Below are 16267 nucleotides of genomic sequence, written 5' to 3'. Positions count from 1 at the left end.
ACGACGCAACCCCTTTTTATGGTTTTTTATTTTTTTTATGTATGACTGCTTATTTATTCTTCAAAATTGAAGTTTTTTGCTATTTTTTAAGCATTATTGGCATAAAAAATTTTTCATTTACATAGATTTTTTGAACTCATTATCATTTTTCATTAGAATGCAATCATTATTATTCTACTTTTATAATGATTATGTTGCAGAGTAAGCTGATAAAAATTTTGCTTGTAGGGGGATTGCTTGTATTTAGTAATTTCTCAATAGCGAACTCAACGCATAATATTTATATGATGACACTTTCTATTTTAAGTTATGTCAAATGGAACAACCCACCTGCTACTTTATGCGTTCTTGAAAATAATTATGCAACTCAACAGTTTTCTTCTTATCTAAAATCACAAAATTTAGCTTTCACAGTAAAAGATATTAATTCTAATGATGTTAAATCAACAAATTGTGATGCTATTTTTTTCTCAAATACAACGCCAGCAATTGAACAAAAACTTATAAACATAGCTTTAACACAATCGATTCTATCCTTTAGTACAAGCAATAATGAATGTGAAATAGGTAGCGTTTTTTGCTTAAATAATGCAAAAAATGGCAATACAGTTTTTAAAGTTAATTTAGACAGCTTAGCCAGATCGAAAGTCCATGTGGATCCTCGCGTCTTACTCTTAGCCAAAAATTCGGAGTAATACAGATGATTCATAAATTTTATAAATCGACATCATTGCAAACCCTTTTTAGAAAGTCTCAATTTACTATTTTTGCAATTACTTTTTTAATTTGCACTTTTACTTTTGCCACAATTTCTGTTTTTACAGTCAAATCTTTTGCTGAGCAAAATTTACAATTAATTAGTCGTACTGTGTCTGAGCGGATTCAACCCGCACTCGTCTTTCAAGATAAAATTGCTTTATCACAAATTTTACATGAATACACTCAACAACATTCTGTGCGCTTGATTGAAGTCTATGATCATCAGGATCAAAAAATTTCTGAAAGTATTAAAAGCATAGATCATTATTCTGCATTACAAAATTTGTTTGATCATATTTTTTTACATGATGCGATTAATGTTGCGGTACTACATAATGGTAATTATGTCGGAAAGATTATTCTTTATGGTAGTTCCAATGAGATTTTAATTTTTATTATTAAAATTTTTGTTGGTTTAGGCATTGGAATGCTCTTTATGATTTTAGCGTTATGGTGGTCTGTAAATCTCACCTATCGCCATATCATGCAATCAATGACACCTATTGTTCAAATCGCTCAGCTCGTCAGCACACAAAGTGCCTACAATTTACGTTTTCCTAAAAATGATATTCAAGAGTTTAATCATTTAAATGGCGTATTTAATCAATTACTTGAAGAAATTCAATCATGGCATACACATTTGCAAAAGGAAAACCAACAACTTTCCTATCAAGTACAACATGACCACTTAACAGGTTTACCTAATCGTAGTTATTTTTATCAAGCGCTAATACATTCATTTAAAAACACTTCGACAAAACAACAGATTGCTTTGCTTTTCATCGACACAAATAATTTTAAAGTAATTAATGATCAATATGGGCATCAAGCTGGAGATGCTGTTTTAAAAGAAATGGCTGCTCGCTTAAAACAAAATATTCGTCAGGATGATTTTGTAGCTCGTCTAAGTGGTGATGAATTTGCCATCATTTTAAGCTCAATCCAACGTGTAGATCACTTAATTTCAATTGCTGAAAATTTGATTAAAAGTTGTGAAAAACCTTTGATCTATAAAAATCAAAGTATAGCTTTTAGTTTTAGTTTAGGAATCGCTTTATCGAATCAGGCAATTTCTCCTGAAGATTTAATTTCTCAGGCAGATCAGGCAATGTATAAAGCAAAATCACTGACTCATCATTGGTTTATTTACCATAACTAACTTTAATCAGGGGATACCATATGTTTACAACACACTTAAAGCTTCCACTTCTTGCCTTATTATGCTTAGCACTTACAGGTTGTTTAAATTTAGGAGGCTTAAAATACAATCAAGTCCGTGCATTAAAAAAAGAAGGTTTTGTATTAACAGATGAAGGTTGGAGTTTAGGGCTGCCTGAACGTCTATTATTTGATTTTGATCAGTCTGAAATTAAAGATCAAAACCGCGACTCTATTATGCATCTTTCAAAACAGTTGCAAAAATATAACTTAACCAAAGTTAAAATCGTGGGTCATACAGATGATGTGGGCTCAGCAAGCTATAACACAACGCTTTCTCAAAAGCGCGCCCAAAGTGTGGCGAATATCTTTATTGCTCAGCATTTCAACCCAAGTAATATTCAAATTATAGGTAAAGGTTCAGAACAACCCATTAAAACCAATGACAGCGAAGAACACCGTGCAGAAAACCGCCGTGTGTCAGTAATTATTATTCCATAATTTCACTTTCATCATTTTAAGGTCTGTCATAGACCTTTTTTTATATTCAAATTTCAGATTATTAAATTTTAGGCATAAAAAAACCGCCTAATCAGCGGATAATTTATATTTAAGTTTTAAACTTGGGTAAACTTAAATTGGTCGGAGCAGTAGGATTCGAACCTACGACCCCCTGGTCCCAAACCAGGTGCACTACCAGGCTGTGCTATGCTCCGAAATTGGGGTGAATGACGGGATTCGAACCCACGACAACAATCAAGTTATTTATATATAAATCATAAAGTTAAATAACACAATAAAATCAAAGATGCCTTATATGGGAGTAATTAAGTTATCGACCGACAAAAAAAAATTCTTTTCTAAAATTTTGTTATTCATATAAATAAATAAAATTTATGTCTAAATTGACTGTTTTGACAAATTTTATGAACATACTTCTCAACAATACAAAGACTCTGTTTTATAAAAATATTTTTAGTAATAAAGTAATAAATAAAAAAAGTGTCTATAAAATTAGACACTTATATTTCAACTAAAAGGTAACAAATGCAGTAATTTTCAGGTAATAGAAATTACTGTTGTATATAGTCATTTATCTTAGTTAAATAATCAGGCAAGTCTTCAGCGATTAACTTTCCATAATGTTTATAAATCATGGATGTATCTGCATGACCAAGCTGATCTGCAATCCATTCTGGAGGTACTTGACCACTTGTAAGTAACTGACTCGCAAATGTATGTCTACCCTGATTAATTCCACGATGCCTAACTTTTGCTTTTTTAAGATGCTTATTCCAACGATATCGTAATTCATGATATTCGAAGTGATCTCCTTGTTCTTGATTAATCCAAACAAATCTAACCCTTTCTTGTTTATAACTTTTATTATCTCGTTGTAATATCTGAATTATCTTAGAATGACGGTTCCCTGTGATTTTATATTGATTTTTGAGTGCTTCAACAGCAGGCTGTAAAAGTTTTACTTCTCTTTTTCTACGTCTATTTTTAGTTACTCGATAAACTCCTCTTACATAAGATCTAGATACCCATATTGTGCCTTTTTCTAAATCAATATCTTCCCATGCTATAGGTATTTGTTCAGACATAGATAAACCCGTCCAGAACAGACAAGGCAATAAGTTTTCTATATCTAGATCTGTTTGTGTATTCAATAACAATGCTATTTCTGTTTTATTGAATGGATCTGGCTCTGGAGTATCTGCCTGTTGAATTACAATATTCTGAAATGGATTATATGCTTGCTGATTTTCATCTCTCCAGAGTGCGTGAATTTGTGCAAAACGTGTCAAAATTTCACGAACAGTTTTATTATTTAGTGTTTCTTTAAGTTGTTGTATCCAACGTTTCAACATATTTGTATTGATATCTTTAGGGGCAACTTTGCCCCATTTTGGATTTATATGATTTTTGACATGACCGTAATATGAATCATAAGTACTTGGTGCAACTTCTTTAACTGTCATATTTAAATATTGTTGAGCATAGTAGCTGATCTGGTTTTTTTTCAAATTTTTTGAATTTGGAAAATGTTTGGCTAAATCAAATTGATCTAACTGGATCTCCAACTTAATTAATTCAGCTAAGCTTTTTGCTCTACGCTGATTTTCTGGAGTAAATTGCCAGTCCAAAGTTTCTTTGATTATTGGTTCTGCCGTATTCGTTTTGATCCAAATTCGCATTGATTTTCCACGAATTTCTAGTCCTGCAGACATAATTTTACCTACATTTAAGTATTTTAAAGTATTAGGGAGATTTTAATAGAATGCACCTCCGATCGGAGGTGCATGAGAGGTGCTTAATTAGATAAACGGAAGTTTTTCATCAGCACCGCAGTTTAGGCATTGTCCACCTCAAACTTTTGAATTTCCATATCAAAAATTAAAGCTGTCATTTTAATTGCTCCATTGTTTCAACTTCACAATCTTCAACGTACCTATCTCTTAAATCAAAAAATGATTTTTTTTCTGAATCTTCCATTGTCCTCTTACTCCATGATGGATAAATAAATCCAAACACATCATTATTACAGTCATCAAAACCCAAAAGTATCAGTTCAGCTGCTTTTTGATAAATATCATTAGAGTTTTCAACATCAAAGCCACATGCTTGAATATCATTTAGATCTTTACTTGTTGGATTCGATGCCCATTCAGGAAGTTCTATTTCAATTACGGCTTCAACAGTAATTGTTACTAATTTTTTAATGCCCATCATGCCACCTGTGCTGTTTGGTCTTTGTCTTTGTTAATTGCTTCATTGACATTCTTGATGCCCTCTAAACCTTGTGCACGAATGACACGTTTTACAAAGTTAAATTCTTTTAAGCATTCATAGTCTGAGAAGCCTGTGACACATATTAGTATTGCTTCACTCCGGACACGGATATAACCTTCTGGTGCATCTGCCATTAGAATTTCATCAAGCTCTTTACCAATTCCTTTCCATCGGGTTTTTAATCCATGTCCACGATCCACAGGTAAAGAGCTACCAAAGCGAAAATCTTTGAATGACATTTTTGGCATTTGGAACTGAACTGGTATCGTCAAAATATGATCTGTTTCCACATTGTAATAATGACTATCTACACCAAAGTTCCACTCTTGTTCTAACGGAATCAAGAGATTCTTTAGGCAAATGATCAAATCACCATGGTAGACAGAATATGCAATATGTTCTGGTGTTGCTTCAGCATCTTCTAGTCCTGTTTCTTCACGATATTTGTCGATCGTGGTATTCACTTCATCAATACAAAAAGACATACTAAGTTCGTACGGTCCTGCAGCTACAGCTTGTTGCTGTTTTTGAAGTTGTGCTGCTTTTTTGGCTTTGAGTGCCATAAATTTGTTTTTATTCATTGGTTTTCTCCAATTACAAAAATAACGGTCGACACAGGGATAGATATACAGAAGCAGAAAAGCATTGCGTTTTTAAATGTAAAATTCATGCTTGTTGTTCCTTGTCTAATTCACAACGGCATTTACCAATTCGGAAATACTCAATAGGTCCTGGTGCTTTTATAGGTGTAAATTCACCTCGTTCAAAAATATGTGTTTTGCTATTTCCTTCAATTGTGAATTTATCACCATCAATTTTTGTAATTATTCCAACGAATGCTTTTTGCCTTACAATTACCTGTCCGTTTCCAATTGATTTACAAGTTTCAATCATGCAATTGACAGCATCAGCCAATTTAAATGAATCAAAATCAGGAAGAATCAAACCACCACATTTACATTGATATTTAGACATGAATTACCCCTCCAAGCCTTGTTCTTTATGGGCTTTTTGTTCTTCACGTTTTTCTTGAATACATTCTTCTAGATGTTTTATACATTCAGATTTGGAATTGAATGGACCTTGCCAACATTGATTAAAATAGATATCCCATTCTGAGTCATCTGCAATCCAATTCATTTGAACTGTTCCAAAAAAAGGAACATCATGTGCCCACCAAAGTTCGTTATCATCCGTTCCAAAGTCAATTTTTGAATTTTGAGCAATGACTTCTGCTTTATAGATCGCCTCTGCATGTTTAATCAATGCTGATACTGGTGTGCCTTTCATAAACCAAACTTGTCCAATCATGCAGTCATTTTCTAAGGGCAAAGTCTCTAAAATATTTTTTGACATGATTTAAGCTCCTAAAACCGCAGTACTTGGCATGTGTTGAATAAATACTTCTTGACGCTGTGCCCATTTCTTACGAAATTCAATTTCCTTTTCTTGTAAAGGCAGCACTTTGATCTGTGCTGAATTTTTACGAAATGCATGTGGAATGCTTTTTTTATGCAAAAAATAGCGAGGATGGATCAGTTCTGGTGTAAGGACAGCATTAGAAGCTGCATCTTGCTCTTGAGTTAAGATAGAATGACTCTGCATTATTTGGTTCTCCGACCGAGTGATGTAAAGCACAGCTTTGAGTTGCCGCTCTTGGCTGTGCGATTTAAAAATGGGATTAGTCCCGTTGCGCTGTTGGTTTTTCAAAGATCCAACAGCGTTTTGATTTACCGTCAATCTTACTGGTGACGGCTTTGTTTGCTTCTACAAAGCGATAATGAATACTATGGCGTAATGCATGCTGTAGCTCATTGAGGTCTGGCAATGAATAACGATAATTTGCAGCAAGTTGATAAAGCTGTGCAAAGTTAATTGCGACCAAATGTGGTTTTGAATGATGGTTAACATTTGATTCTTTACTGTCTGGAATCTTGATTGCATCTTCCATTTCTTCGACAGTCGCCCAGAAATTTTGAACAATAATAGGATCTGACTTGAGTACTTTGTCGCGATTCATCGCCATCATTAATAGTTCCGCATGGACTTTTTCTCGCATAACATTTGGAATTAAACTTTTCGATACACCATGAGCATCTTTTTCAATAAGTACATGTGTACATAAGGCATCAAATAACGCCATGATTTGAGCATGGTTATGTATCACTCGTGAGCTTTTGATGTTGTGTATATCTTGATGTAAAAATTCATCGTACTTTTGCATGCCTAAACGATAGCCCTCTAAAATGGCTTGCTCTTTTTCAACACACAATAAAATAAATTGACTGATCTCAGACTGTTCATACTTTTCTAGTCTGCGTGATGCATAAAGACCTTTTTTCGACATTTGTTCTTTTAAAAACTTGTACTGAACAATACGTCCCATAACTGCTTCGGTTGATACGATTTCAGCGTTTTGGCTGATAATCAATGTTCCCATAAATGGTGGTTCATAGGTTTCATTCCCACCATTTTTTACGCCTTTTGCACCCAGTGAACCGTTGTCATATAAAGTTTTGAAAGCATTCCAGTCGAACTGTCTGACGGAACCTTTATCACCTTCCCGATCTGACTCCAATAAAACGACTGGTAAATTAGATACTTGACGGAAAGTACGGAGCAATCCTGATTGTGATGATTTTGCAGGGTCTATCCCTTCATAATTTGAACGCCCAAACAACTTCCATAAAAATGCCAATAATGTAGATTTACCTGTTCCTGGTTCACCGACTAGCTCAACAAATGGAAATGATTTGTCTTGGCTTCGGATCTGTTGTGCAAATAGGCTGCCGAAAAATGAAGTAAGTGCAACCAAGCCACGTACATCATATGCATCGAGTAGATCTATGACCCATGCATTACTGTATTCACCCTTTTTGCTGTTAATTTCTAGTTGAAACGGTGCTCGTGCTTTTAGGTTCACTTTCTTTGGAAGTTCAAAATACTCTTCTTTGTTTATACTGAAGCGTCTACCGTTATGAATCGCAACATCACCTAAAACATAGGTTTTATAATCTTTGTGATAACCAATATAGTTGATCAACTCAACGTTTTGTATGCCATCAATCCATCGATCCAGTAAATAGTCAAGCTGTGTACCATTTCCAACAAAGACTGCAGATGTAATCGAAAGTAGACGTTTTTTAAACTCTGATGAAGAAGCAAGTTGTGCACCAGTGAATGTATTTTTTACTGAATGTTGATTTCGTGGCATATCAACATTAAAGAAGTACCAAGATTCATCTGTTTCATAACTGTTCTGTTTATAAAGTGCTGTTAGTTTACACTTCATTAAACGTGTTGCTGTTGCTGCTGCATCTAAAGCTGAGTCTCGACGTTCTGCAAGCGCAAAATCTTTTTCTTCCTGTGCCCAATCTTCATTATCATTAGGCTCTGTACCAAGATTTTTCATGTATTCATCATATTTTTCCATTTCAAGTTTGAACCAATAAGTTTGGTTTTGAAAATCAAATGGAAATGATTTAGTACCGTGACGCTTGTAGATAAGTATGCCTTTATCCACAGCTTTCTCTGCAATCAGCAAAGCACCATAGTATTTGTATGTTTCTAAGTCAGTAAATTTAAGTCGATCTTGTTTATAAAGATCATTCCAGTCTTGTTTTTTACGACCATATGGCGGTAATGCCGCTTCACACTCAAAACCATCAGCTTCAGCAAGTTCAATATTTTTAAAAATACCCTTATGACCTGCTTCATCATTGTCTAATGCCCATACCAGTTTTGGTAATGGTTTGTCTGCTTCAGCACATTTTTGAGCGATATGATCCAAAAAAATCTTTGGATAATTACCTGCAGCTAGTTGTGAAAATGACGTAATACCTGACAACCAAAATGCGATAGTGTCGAAGATGCCTTCGGTAATCCAAATCTCTTTTGATTCAATATAGTTTGTATCTGGTGTCATCCATGCATGACCACCTGATGACCAATCTTCTTTAAATGTTGTTTTAGGCAATATATCTTGTTGATCTAAGATACGTTGCCACCAACCCTGATTGCCTTCTTCATCTATGATCGGAAAGCGCAAGGTAATAGATGTTGTTTTCTTTGGTTTATAACGTGTAAAAGACTCTTGTGAATATAACCCTTTTAATTTGTCTATTGGAAAACCACGTTCTTCTACTAAGTATGCATTTACAGTACGTAATGGATCTTGTGGTGTAGGCTCAAAACGCTTTTCCCATTTTTCAAAAAGCTCTGGAAAGAGGTCACGGACATGATTTTCATGTCCGCATTCATTTTTACGTGGGCAAAATACCACCCACGGTTCATCAGCAAATGCCCATGCTGATGCTTCTTTGTGGTTACAGTCTGGGCATCGACCACGTAATTTATCACCGTTTTTAGAAGGCTTACGTTTAAAGCCATAAACACTTTCAAGTTTTTCAACTATTCGTATTTGTGTTTCTGGAAACATCATTTTCAATAAACTTCCTAAATTAATGTCTTTTACGTTTTATTTCCTGCCCTGCCAGATTTAGAAGTTTTTCTCTAATTCTTTGTTCGGCTAGATAGGTCATTGTTTCTTCAATTGAGTTAAAACCCATTTGTTTTTGCACTTCTTGCACTATTTCTAGTTCTTTATGTGAAAGAACTATAGTTTGACTGTGCATCTTTTCAGCTCCCTGAAAGCTGTCCTTGTGCGCCTTCACTTATGAATTGGTTCAAATTAAAATCGTCTTCAGAATCATCTGTAAGAGTTTCAATTGCTTGCTTCATCACCATTTGGCGAAGAAGAACACCAATTTCAACACCCGTTAGATTAGAGATTGCTGTTAATAGATCTGTTTCATCATTCGTTAAGTTAATGCTGAAACGGTTATCGCGGAGTTGTCTTTTTATACGACGTGATTGTAGAGACATAAAGTTAGTCCTCTTGTTTTTCATTGGCATTTTTGCCCTGAAAATAAAATTGGGCAATTACATTAGATTGGCTTGTACCTGTTGCATTTGAGATTTTTTGAATTTCTTCAAATTCTTGTTTGGGAAGGTACACAACGCAACGTACACGTCCACCGTCAATTTTTTGTGAACGTAATCTGCTTGCAGGTGAATTTGTTGTACTCATACAGTATCCTACGGACATAGTGGTATGCTATGGCACACTATAGCACAAATTATTGTCCATACAATACAAAAAGGTGAAATATATGTCCGATAACTATGACGAGCTGTCAGTCGTCATTTCTGAACGTTTTAAGTCAGAATTAGATAAGAATAATTTTAGAGCGAAATCTCTAAGTCGAGACATTGGCGCACATGAAAATACGCTTGGCAACTATGTGAGAAACAAAGTCCCTGATCAATGGGTTTATTTGGCAAAACTGCATGAACAAGGTATTGATATTCGCTATGTGCTGCTTGGTATAGACCCTGACTTTAGTGGTCTTACAAGTGAAGAAAGTTTGTTGTTAAAAGCGTATCGACAAATTAGTCCTGAAGCGCAGGAAGCATTACTCAGTTTAAGTAAAGTCATGGCAAAAGATACGGAAAAATAATGTGTTTAATAAATAAAAAAACTCACTTCAAAGTGAGTTTTTTTATTTCATTTTAATGATAAAAACTATATATATAGACTATAAAAATTCAAATTTTTTAAAACTGTATGGGGGACATTATGAAAAGTATTATTTCACTATCAATTATTCTTTTATTTACATCAAACTCTGTATTTGCAAAATTACTTTCTGGAATTAGTGGTTCTAAACCCATTAAAGATGCATCTGGAGAAATTACAGAAACTCAATTTAAAGACCCATTAGCAGATTTTATTATTTTGGACAAAGTAATTGCTGAACAAGAGATGCTTAACGACATTCCTGGACGTATCGTGGCTTTTTGTGAGAAAGATTCAAAAACTTACTTCATTCCTTATGGCAATTCTATATTAAAACACAATACAACTCCCCCTGAAATCAAAAATGAGAAATTAACTTTTGAATCATTTGTAATTAATAAAGAGTCAGCTTCTCAAATAGGTTTCCTAATAGCAGAAGCTGGGACGAGCTCAGATTATCGAATTGAATATAATTTATTTAAAGGACCAACAACATCTATTAGAATGTCAGATATAGATAGAAGAGAATTTACTCGAGTGAGTAAAGGACTAACTCAAAAATTGAAAAATAATAGCGATTGTAATTTAAAAGATGTTTTATTCATTGAAAGTGCAACTATTATTTATCAGAAATTCAGAGCATTAAAAAAAGTTGATGCTAAAGGGAAAGTTAATGGACCAGGTTGGAATATTGATGGTCAATTTTTCCAAACAGATGAAAAAGAACAAAATAGAACCCTTCTTGCAGTAAAAGTAACACCATTTTTAAGTAATGATTATATAAATATGCCGCCAGAACTGATTGAAGAGAAAATCAACAAGATTGAAGAAAATATTAATCTTAAGAATAGTAACCGCGCGATTATTGTAGATAAGAGCAGTCTAGGTAATTTAGGAAAAAACGTTAAACAGATATACCAAGTAGAGTAATTGTTTTATGTTTTCGTTAACACTTACTAAAATAATTGATATCTTAAAAAACCCACTTTTCAGTGGGTTTTTTTATTCTAGTCCTCTATATGTTCCTGAACCTTTAACAGCTTGTTTTCTAAATCAAGTAATTTATAAACTAAGTCATTACTGTTGTAGACTACCTGTTTATTTTCATTTGATGTTTCAAGTGAGTTTCTCCACAAGCGAATTGAACTTAATGCCATATCTAAGTTTAATTCAACATCTTTGTCTAAATTTGGCATATCTACCCCTGTAGCAATTTGATTTAATTGAAATTGCCAAACAGTGACTTCCGTTTTATTCCAGATATGACTTGTAACTGTATGTTCTCCTTTGAATGTAGGATAAATAAGATCATCTAGCGACTGTTTTAAGATATTTATATCTAATTTAGTTTTTAACTGCTCAGATTTTGATAGTTCTAAAAGCAAATCATTGATTTGATCTGGGCAGATCGATAGATAACCCTTTTCTGTATCATGATTAAATGCAAATTGTGCTGATACACATTGATCAATAAGCGTGAATAACTGCTGACAGAGAAGCCTACTCTTTTCAGTTTTTGCTTGTACACGATCTGCAATTGGAACGTATGGGATTATATTTTCATTCATATTTTTTTCTCCCTATCGTCCAACATCGATCATAGTTGGTTGATTACTTTTAAATATCCAACAGCGTATGGTTTTTCGCTCTAATCGGCTTTGTACTGGAATGTTATGTTCCATATATTTTGGATAAGGTGTTTTGCTTTGTGGCAGTATCTGAGTGAGATCATTACGTTTAAATAGTTCAGGAAATAAATCTAAAACCTGTGTGAGATTTATTGCAATTTGATCAGTGCGGTTGCTGTGGTTGTAGTTATGGACACCATGTGTATATAAAGTTGACCAAAAATGTTCCAATGAATGCGTCATATTGGTTGGGATTTGGTCACTTTCACCTAAGCTTAGGCAACTGAGCGGTAATTGTTCCCGAACAATACGTCCTCCTCTGAACCAGATTACCTCCGCTATGTCATCGTAAATGTTGTTGACTGTCAGATTTGGACTGCCTGAACGGAGTTGCACCACAGAACCGACTTGGATGGTTTGAAGTTGGGTACTTTGTTTGTGTAATACTTCTGCCATGTGGTTAAAAGCATGAATATAAGCTTCTTTGATTTGTGCTGCTTTCGCTCCAGTAAAGCCCATCGCAAGAAAAATAAACCCATCTTTGGTCATTTCATGCATTGGCAATGAACGACCAGATTTGTCTATATATTCACTGAGCGCAAAATTGCGCTCAGTGAATTCGGATGAACAATCTATATTATTTATCGCACGAATAATGTCACTATGACGTTTTCCAAATACTTCGGCAACTTTTAAACTATCAGTTTTGATTTGTTGGTCTTGGATGAAAACAGCATTTTGTAATTCGAATGTCGTCATGGCTTATTCCCAAATAAATAATAATGAGAATGTAAGCACAAATGTACTGAGAATAAAGCTGTTGGAAAGTAGGCTTTTGAAGAATTGTTGCGTTTTACGTTGTTTAAGGCGTTTTTCAAACGCTTCGATATCGTAGATAGGAGTGTGTTCAATGATATGAGCATTTTTAGAATATGCAGATGCACGGGCTTGAACCTGTCTTTTCATGACTAAATTCCTTTGGGTAAGTTCAAAACCTACCGCCATTCTTGTCACGGAATGGTGGCAGACCGACAGGGGTGACAATACCGTACCCAAAGAAACGGCCAGCGCGAAGCTGCCCTGCCGATCTACCATAACGAAGTATAGCTGATCTGACAGTTTAGGCAAAAAAAAGCCGCTACTGAGCGGATGATTTCTGCTCTTTGGGAAAGTTTTCAGGTTGTCACGCCTGTACACAGATTTTGCTGTGTAAATACATATTGCCGATAGTGGCACACTATGTCAACATGGTGTATGACTATTTTTTATAAACTATTAAAATGATTGAAATTTTATCCATTTTTCTTGTTGCATGGATTATTTATGCGTGGAAGACTGGTAAATTTAAAAAAGAGTATCAAGAAAAAAACAATGAAGAATTGAAAAAGACTTGGACTGATTTAAAACAAAGTTTGAAATCAACCAATTCTAACCTCTTAACATCCGATGATCTAAACAATAAAAAATCAGAAAAAACTCTAAGTCAGAAACAACAAAAGCTATCTTTAAAAGAACATAAGAAGCATGCAAAGTTATTAGCACATAAATTTGATACACGTACCCAAATTCCTGAAATTACTATTCAGCACAAAAGAATATCGCCAAAGTGTACTTCAAATAATAAAAATACTCATTTAAATGATTTTTATACACCTGAATTTGAAATTACTTATCAATCTATGGGGAATCACATATCTATTCGAGATATTTGTTTTTTGGAACTTATTAAAAAAGATTTTGAACATAATGAATATTATTATGTCGAAGCTTTTTGTTTTAGCTCCAATGATCTACGGAGTTTTAGAGTAGATCGGATAATTAAAATTTATGATTATGAATCAAATAAAGAATATCTAGATTATAAAGAAATATTAAATCTATTGAAATTTAATTAATGGTGGCGGTGGTACAAATTTAGGTTTTGGTTCAGATGTATTTTCTGATTGCCTATAGTGTGCCGCTATGTCAATATAGTGAATCGTTATCTTTTATAAACAATTAAAATGATTGAGATTATTGAAAGTGATGGTTATCTAGATACACTTAAACAAATGAGTCCAACTAGTGGTGGGATTTCTGCTCGAACCTATCTAGCAACAGTACAATGGCCAGATGGTCAAGTTATAGACTCTTATGTCAAACTTTTCCCTGCAGATGTTCGTATTAAAGAACTGATAAATGAAAGTTTTGGATTTTTACTCGCTGGAACAGTAAATTTACCACAGTCTAACCGTGCTGCTTTAATAAAACTTGATGTTAATGAATTTTCCATTGACACTTCTAATGATCCGTTTGCTTCTGACAATGGTTTTGTATATGGATGGGTTACTTCTAGTCTTGGTGGTGATAATCTAAGAAAGACCTTTTTAAAAAACTATCCGAATAATGTCACAAACGATGAAGCCCAAAAGCTAATGATTTTTCTTAATAATTGGTCTCAATTTCCTAACCTAATTGCCTTTGATGATTGGATTGGTAATATAGATCGAAATATTGGAAATCTCATTTTTATCAATAAAAATAATGTAGCTATTATTGACCATGGACGTCTTTTTGGCGTCGAAAATTGGCTAATTCAATCTATCAATGCTGATTTAGATTGTGATAATAAGATGCTAAATATTTTTAAAGAGAGTCATCATGGGGCAATTATTCATCCTTCTAGGTGTAAACCGATATTAGACTCAGCAATCCATCAGCAAACGTCTTATACCAATGCTTTAGTACAGGTTAAAGATGAAATTATTAAAATAGATTCTATTATTGATAGTAAATTAAGTACAAATATCAACCACTTCTTCGATTATTTTGATCGTCGATTTGCTAATATAGCGTCTCGTTTACCCCTTGCATTAGCTGCATAAATGGTGAATTCATATGAGTAATATATTAAAGGGCGAATGGTCTTTGGTTCAATGGAACCCAGATATAGCAACTGAAGAATTTCTTAATATTGGTGTTACTTTTAAATATGATGGTCAAGAATACTTTAAACTTCTTGACCACTTCGGACGTGTAACCTGTTTGTATGATGAACAAACATCTCAACATCTTAAAGATGTCATAGAGTTATATGAGGCATCTTTTGATAATAAATTTTTTGATTTTTCTGATCAAATTAGATTCATCAGTAAAGGGTTAGCTAAAGGAGCTGATACAGACCAAATACTAGCGCGCTTATATAAGCGTACGGTTAGCTTAGGTAAACTACATGAGGAAAAAAAGAAAAAGAGAAGTGAATTCAGCATTATTAAGAATGACTATTTCTTAACGAGAGCATCCAAGAATTTACGAAAATCCTTAAACAACTCTGCTGACCTCAAAGAGTTATTAGAACTCTTTCCTAAGGATAGTTACCTACAGAAAGATGGGAGCAATTTATATGTACCTATTCGAAGTAAGCAATCTTATGGTAGTTTAGTTTCTGTTGTTAGTAATAATATTGATACCATCAATTCAAATTATTTAACTCTAGCGACAGACTTATTTACTGCTGCTCAGATTGACCGCAAACAACCAAACTTTTTTGTTCTTAAGCCTTCTGCAACAGAATTACAGAAATTAGATGAAAAGAAAGCAGATGATGTTGGAGAAGCATTGGATAAACTTGATTTCAAGTTTAAGAAATGTGGATTTAATATTGACTCTGCTGATTCTGAGGAAGAACTCAATGATCGTATGATCATGTGGATGAAAAAAGAAGCAGCTTAAAATGAAATCCCTCAAAATGAGGGATTTTTTCATTGAATCCATCCCATGATGGTTTGGTTTTTTAAAAGATCGATATATAGCAAAATAATGATAAAAATAAATGCAGCAGCTCGGTGCTGAACAGACACAGCACCGACTAGTAATAATGCAATGAAGTATTGAATCATCCACATAAATACAAGGATTAATCCCTATTTAATTCCTCAAACTCTGCAATCCAATCCAAACGATTAAAACCACCTTCGGTTAAATTTGGATAAATCCCTGCGATAAAAAAGCCCTGTTCTGTTTCGGACTTTTGATATGTTTGAGCAATAATATGAACATAATTACAACGCATGTTTTTCACTTGCTCATATGCTTCGTGTGCGATTGGATGATCTGGAGTAACGTTGATCATTTTTATTTTTTCTCTAATTTATTTTTGATATTATCAAGCTCTATTAGAATGATACCTATACCACCCATGAGGCTTATAAAAGTTACTAATGCAACCCAAATTAATTGAAGTGGAATTCCACTTTTTATACCTGTATAAGTCATTATAAATCCAAAGAAACAAATTATAAAAATGAAACTCAAAAACTTTAAAAACATTATGCTATTACTCTAAAAAAGAATGGGAAATGAGTTAAAT

General features: G+C 33.8%; 23 protein-coding genes, 1 tRNA gene and 1 pseudogene. 8 read left to right on the top strand and 17 right to left on the bottom strand.

The window, feature by feature from the left end; translation table 11 throughout:
• The first annotated feature begins 233 nt into the window (after nt 1-233).
• Genes C9E89_RS20120 through C9E89_RS20110 form a run of 3 tightly spaced genes read left to right on the top strand, consistent with a single transcriptional unit; the run spans nt 234 to nt 2418 of the window.
• Complete coding sequence (locus C9E89_RS20120; RefSeq protein WP_378227515.1) at nt 234-695, top strand: YfiR family protein; 462 nt, start codon at nt 234-236, stop codon at nt 693-695.
• A 5-nt stretch (nt 696-700) separates the two neighbouring features.
• Nucleotides 701-1918 carry a sensor domain-containing diguanylate cyclase gene (locus tag C9E89_RS20115; RefSeq protein WP_107009980.1) on the top strand — a complete coding sequence of 406 codons (1218 nt, stop codon included), beginning with the start codon at nt 701-703 and terminating at the stop codon, nt 1916-1918.
• Nucleotides 1919-1938: 20 nt separating this feature from the next.
• The gene (locus C9E89_RS20110; protein ID WP_107009981.1) at nt 1939-2418 is read left to right on the top strand and encodes an OmpA family protein; all 480 of its coding nucleotides are present in this window, start codon (nt 1939-1941) and stop codon (nt 2416-2418) included.
• A gap of 138 nt (nt 2419-2556) precedes the next feature.
• Here C9E89_RS20110 and C9E89_RS20105 read toward each other — a convergent pair.
• The 11 genes and pseudogenes from C9E89_RS20105 to C9E89_RS20060 all read right to left on the bottom strand — a co-directional run bounded on the left by C9E89_RS20105 (nt 2557) and on the right by C9E89_RS20060 (nt 9802).
• Nucleotides 2557-2633: transfer RNA gene (locus C9E89_RS20105), tRNA-Pro, on the bottom strand.
• A gap of 357 nt (nt 2634-2990) precedes the next feature.
• Nucleotides 2991-4151, bottom strand: a complete 1161-nt coding sequence (locus tag C9E89_RS20100) for a tyrosine-type recombinase/integrase (RefSeq protein ID WP_107009982.1) — start codon at nt 4149-4151, stop codon at nt 2991-2993.
• Nucleotides 4152-4326: 175 nt separating this feature from the next.
• A complete protein-coding gene (locus C9E89_RS20095; RefSeq protein WP_107009983.1) occupies nt 4327-4650 on the bottom strand; it encodes a hypothetical protein in 324 nt (107 codons plus the stop codon).
• Complete coding sequence (locus C9E89_RS20090) at nt 4650-5294, bottom strand: hypothetical protein (protein ID WP_228199082.1); 645 nt, start codon at nt 5292-5294, stop codon at nt 4650-4652. The genes C9E89_RS20095 and C9E89_RS20090 overlap by 1 nt, the downstream gene beginning before the upstream one ends.
• An 85-nt stretch (nt 5295-5379) precedes the next feature.
• Nucleotides 5380-5688, bottom strand: coding sequence for a hypothetical protein (locus C9E89_RS20085; protein ID WP_107009984.1), 309 nt, complete (start codon nt 5686-5688; stop codon nt 5380-5382).
• 3 nt (nt 5689-5691) lie between these two features.
• Nucleotides 5692-6057, bottom strand: a pseudogene (locus C9E89_RS20080) (hypothetical protein); the annotation flags it as partial.
• Between the two features lie 15 nt (nt 6058-6072).
• Nucleotides 6073-6318, bottom strand: coding sequence for a hypothetical protein (locus C9E89_RS20075; protein ID WP_107009985.1), 246 nt, complete (start codon nt 6316-6318; stop codon nt 6073-6075).
• A gap of 76 nt (nt 6319-6394) precedes the next feature.
• Nucleotides 6395-9154: a toprim domain-containing protein gene (locus C9E89_RS20070; protein ID WP_107009986.1), complete on the bottom strand. Its 2760-nt coding sequence runs from the start codon at nt 9152-9154 to the stop codon at nt 6395-6397.
• 19 nt (nt 9155-9173) lie between these two features.
• Nucleotides 9174-9347, bottom strand: a complete 174-nt coding sequence (locus C9E89_RS23380) for a hypothetical protein (protein WP_171405187.1) — start codon at nt 9345-9347, stop codon at nt 9174-9176.
• A 4-nt stretch (nt 9348-9351) separates the two neighbouring features.
• On the bottom strand, nt 9352-9597 hold the full coding sequence (locus C9E89_RS20065; protein ID WP_107009987.1) for a hypothetical protein: 246 nt from the start codon (nt 9595-9597) through the stop codon (nt 9352-9354).
• A gap of 4 nt (nt 9598-9601) precedes the next feature.
• Nucleotides 9602-9802 carry a hypothetical protein gene (locus tag C9E89_RS20060; RefSeq protein ID WP_107009988.1) on the bottom strand — a complete coding sequence of 67 codons (201 nt, stop codon included), beginning with the start codon at nt 9800-9802 and terminating at the stop codon, nt 9602-9604.
• A gap of 82 nt (nt 9803-9884) precedes the next feature.
• Between C9E89_RS20060 and C9E89_RS20055 the strand changes: the two genes are divergently transcribed.
• Together C9E89_RS20055 and C9E89_RS20050 are read left to right on the top strand one after the other, a co-directional pair.
• Nucleotides 9885-10232: a hypothetical protein gene (locus tag C9E89_RS20055; RefSeq protein ID WP_107009989.1), complete on the top strand. Its 348-nt coding sequence runs from the start codon at nt 9885-9887 to the stop codon at nt 10230-10232.
• Nucleotides 10233-10351: 119 nt separating this feature from the next.
• Nucleotides 10352-11221: a hypothetical protein gene (locus C9E89_RS20050; RefSeq protein WP_107009990.1), complete on the top strand. Its 870-nt coding sequence runs from the start codon at nt 10352-10354 to the stop codon at nt 11219-11221.
• 77 nt (nt 11222-11298) lie between these two features.
• Here the strand turns inward: C9E89_RS20050 and C9E89_RS20045 are convergent, their stop codons facing one another.
• The 3 genes from C9E89_RS20045 to C9E89_RS20035 are packed head-to-tail and all read right to left on the bottom strand — an operon-like array spanning nt 11299 to nt 12885.
• Nucleotides 11299-11859, bottom strand: a complete 561-nt coding sequence (locus tag C9E89_RS20045) for a hypothetical protein (protein WP_107009991.1) — start codon at nt 11857-11859, stop codon at nt 11299-11301.
• A gap of 12 nt (nt 11860-11871) precedes the next feature.
• Nucleotides 11872-12678, bottom strand: coding sequence for a Rha family transcriptional regulator (locus C9E89_RS20040; RefSeq protein WP_107009992.1), 807 nt, complete (start codon nt 12676-12678; stop codon nt 11872-11874).
• A 3-nt stretch (nt 12679-12681) separates the two neighbouring features.
• Nucleotides 12682-12885 carry a hypothetical protein gene (locus tag C9E89_RS20035; RefSeq protein WP_107009993.1) on the bottom strand — a complete coding sequence of 68 codons (204 nt, stop codon included), beginning with the start codon at nt 12883-12885 and terminating at the stop codon, nt 12682-12684.
• 314 nt (nt 12886-13199) lie between these two features.
• Between C9E89_RS20035 and C9E89_RS20030 the strand changes: the two genes are divergently transcribed.
• From C9E89_RS20030 to C9E89_RS20020, 3 genes are all read left to right on the top strand, one after another.
• Nucleotides 13200-13814 (top strand): WYL domain-containing protein, encoded by a 615-nt coding sequence (locus tag C9E89_RS20030; protein ID WP_107009994.1) that lies wholly within the window; start codon nt 13200-13202, stop codon nt 13812-13814.
• A gap of 108 nt (nt 13815-13922) precedes the next feature.
• Nucleotides 13923-14783: a hypothetical protein gene (locus tag C9E89_RS20025; protein WP_228199080.1), complete on the top strand. Its 861-nt coding sequence runs from the start codon at nt 13923-13925 to the stop codon at nt 14781-14783.
• 13 nt (nt 14784-14796) lie between these two features.
• Complete coding sequence (locus tag C9E89_RS20020) at nt 14797-15630, top strand: hypothetical protein (protein WP_107009995.1); 834 nt, start codon at nt 14797-14799, stop codon at nt 15628-15630.
• A 29-nt stretch (nt 15631-15659) separates the two neighbouring features.
• Here C9E89_RS20020 and C9E89_RS23375 read toward each other — a convergent pair whose 3' ends face one another.
• From C9E89_RS23375 to C9E89_RS23370, 3 genes are read right to left on the bottom strand one after another with little or no spacing between them, the layout of a single operon-like run.
• Complete coding sequence (locus C9E89_RS23375) at nt 15660-15803, bottom strand: hypothetical protein (RefSeq protein ID WP_171405186.1); 144 nt, start codon at nt 15801-15803, stop codon at nt 15660-15662.
• An 11-nt stretch (nt 15804-15814) separates the two neighbouring features.
• On the bottom strand, nt 15815-16030 hold the full coding sequence (locus tag C9E89_RS20015) for a hypothetical protein (RefSeq protein ID WP_107009996.1): 216 nt from the start codon (nt 16028-16030) through the stop codon (nt 15815-15817).
• A gap of 2 nt (nt 16031-16032) precedes the next feature.
• Complete coding sequence (locus C9E89_RS23370; RefSeq protein WP_171405185.1) at nt 16033-16173, bottom strand: hypothetical protein; 141 nt, start codon at nt 16171-16173, stop codon at nt 16033-16035.
• Nucleotides 16174-16267: the final 94 nt, after the last annotated feature.

It is taken from the genome of Acinetobacter sichuanensis, from assembly GCF_003024515.2.
Lineage (GTDB): Bacteria > Pseudomonadota > Gammaproteobacteria > Pseudomonadales > Moraxellaceae > Acinetobacter > Acinetobacter sichuanensis.
This window is presented reverse-complemented; position numbering and strand designations above follow the sequence as displayed.

Coding starts and splice junctions, on each gene's coding strand:
- C9E89_RS20115 (WP_107009980.1), top strand. CDS start 701: ATGATTCATAAATTTTATAAATCGACATCATTGCAAACCCTTTTTAGA.
- C9E89_RS20110 (WP_107009981.1), top strand. CDS start 1,939: ATGTTTACAACACACTTAAAGCTTCCACTTCTTGCCTTATTATGCTTA.
- C9E89_RS20100 (WP_107009982.1), bottom strand. CDS start 4,151: ATGTCTGCAGGACTAGAAATTCGTGGAAAATCAATGCGAATTTGGATC.
- C9E89_RS20095 (WP_107009983.1), bottom strand. CDS start 4,650: ATGGGCATTAAAAAATTAGTAACAATTACTGTTGAAGCCGTAATTGAA.
- C9E89_RS20090 (WP_228199082.1), bottom strand. CDS start 5,294: ATGAATAAAAACAAATTTATGGCACTCAAAGCCAAAAAAGCAGCACAA.
- C9E89_RS20085 (WP_107009984.1), bottom strand. CDS start 5,688: ATGTCTAAATATCAATGTAAATGTGGTGGTTTGATTCTTCCTGATTTT.
- C9E89_RS20075 (WP_107009985.1), bottom strand. CDS start 6,318: ATGCAGAGTCATTCTATCTTAACTCAAGAGCAAGATGCAGCTTCTAAT.
- C9E89_RS20070 (WP_107009986.1), bottom strand. CDS start 9,154: ATGATGTTTCCAGAAACACAAATACGAATAGTTGAAAAACTTGAAAGT.
- C9E89_RS23380 (WP_171405187.1), bottom strand. CDS start 9,347: ATGCACAGTCAAACTATAGTTCTTTCACATAAAGAACTAGAAATAGTG.
- C9E89_RS20065 (WP_107009987.1), bottom strand. CDS start 9,597: ATGTCTCTACAATCACGTCGTATAAAAAGACAACTCCGCGATAACCGT.
- C9E89_RS20060 (WP_107009988.1), bottom strand. CDS start 9,802: ATGAGTACAACAAATTCACCTGCAAGCAGATTACGTTCACAAAAAATT.
- C9E89_RS20055 (WP_107009989.1), top strand. CDS start 9,885: ATGTCCGATAACTATGACGAGCTGTCAGTCGTCATTTCTGAACGTTTT.
- C9E89_RS20050 (WP_107009990.1), top strand. CDS start 10,352: ATGAAAAGTATTATTTCACTATCAATTATTCTTTTATTTACATCAAAC.
- C9E89_RS20045 (WP_107009991.1), bottom strand. CDS start 11,859: ATGAATGAAAATATAATCCCATACGTTCCAATTGCAGATCGTGTACAA.
- C9E89_RS20040 (WP_107009992.1), bottom strand. CDS start 12,678: ATGACGACATTCGAATTACAAAATGCTGTTTTCATCCAAGACCAACAA.
- C9E89_RS20035 (WP_107009993.1), bottom strand. CDS start 12,885: ATGAAAAGACAGGTTCAAGCCCGTGCATCTGCATATTCTAAAAATGCT.
- C9E89_RS20030 (WP_107009994.1), top strand. CDS start 13,200: ATGATTGAAATTTTATCCATTTTTCTTGTTGCATGGATTATTTATGCG.
- C9E89_RS20025 (WP_228199080.1), top strand. CDS start 13,923: ATGATTGAGATTATTGAAAGTGATGGTTATCTAGATACACTTAAACAA.
- C9E89_RS20020 (WP_107009995.1), top strand. CDS start 14,797: ATGAGTAATATATTAAAGGGCGAATGGTCTTTGGTTCAATGGAACCCA.
- C9E89_RS23375 (WP_171405186.1), bottom strand. CDS start 15,803: ATGTGGATGATTCAATACTTCATTGCATTATTACTAGTCGGTGCTGTG.
- C9E89_RS20015 (WP_107009996.1), bottom strand. CDS start 16,030: ATGATCAACGTTACTCCAGATCATCCAATCGCACACGAAGCATATGAG.
- C9E89_RS23370 (WP_171405185.1), bottom strand. CDS start 16,173: ATGACTTATACAGGTATAAAAAGTGGAATTCCACTTCAATTAATTTGG.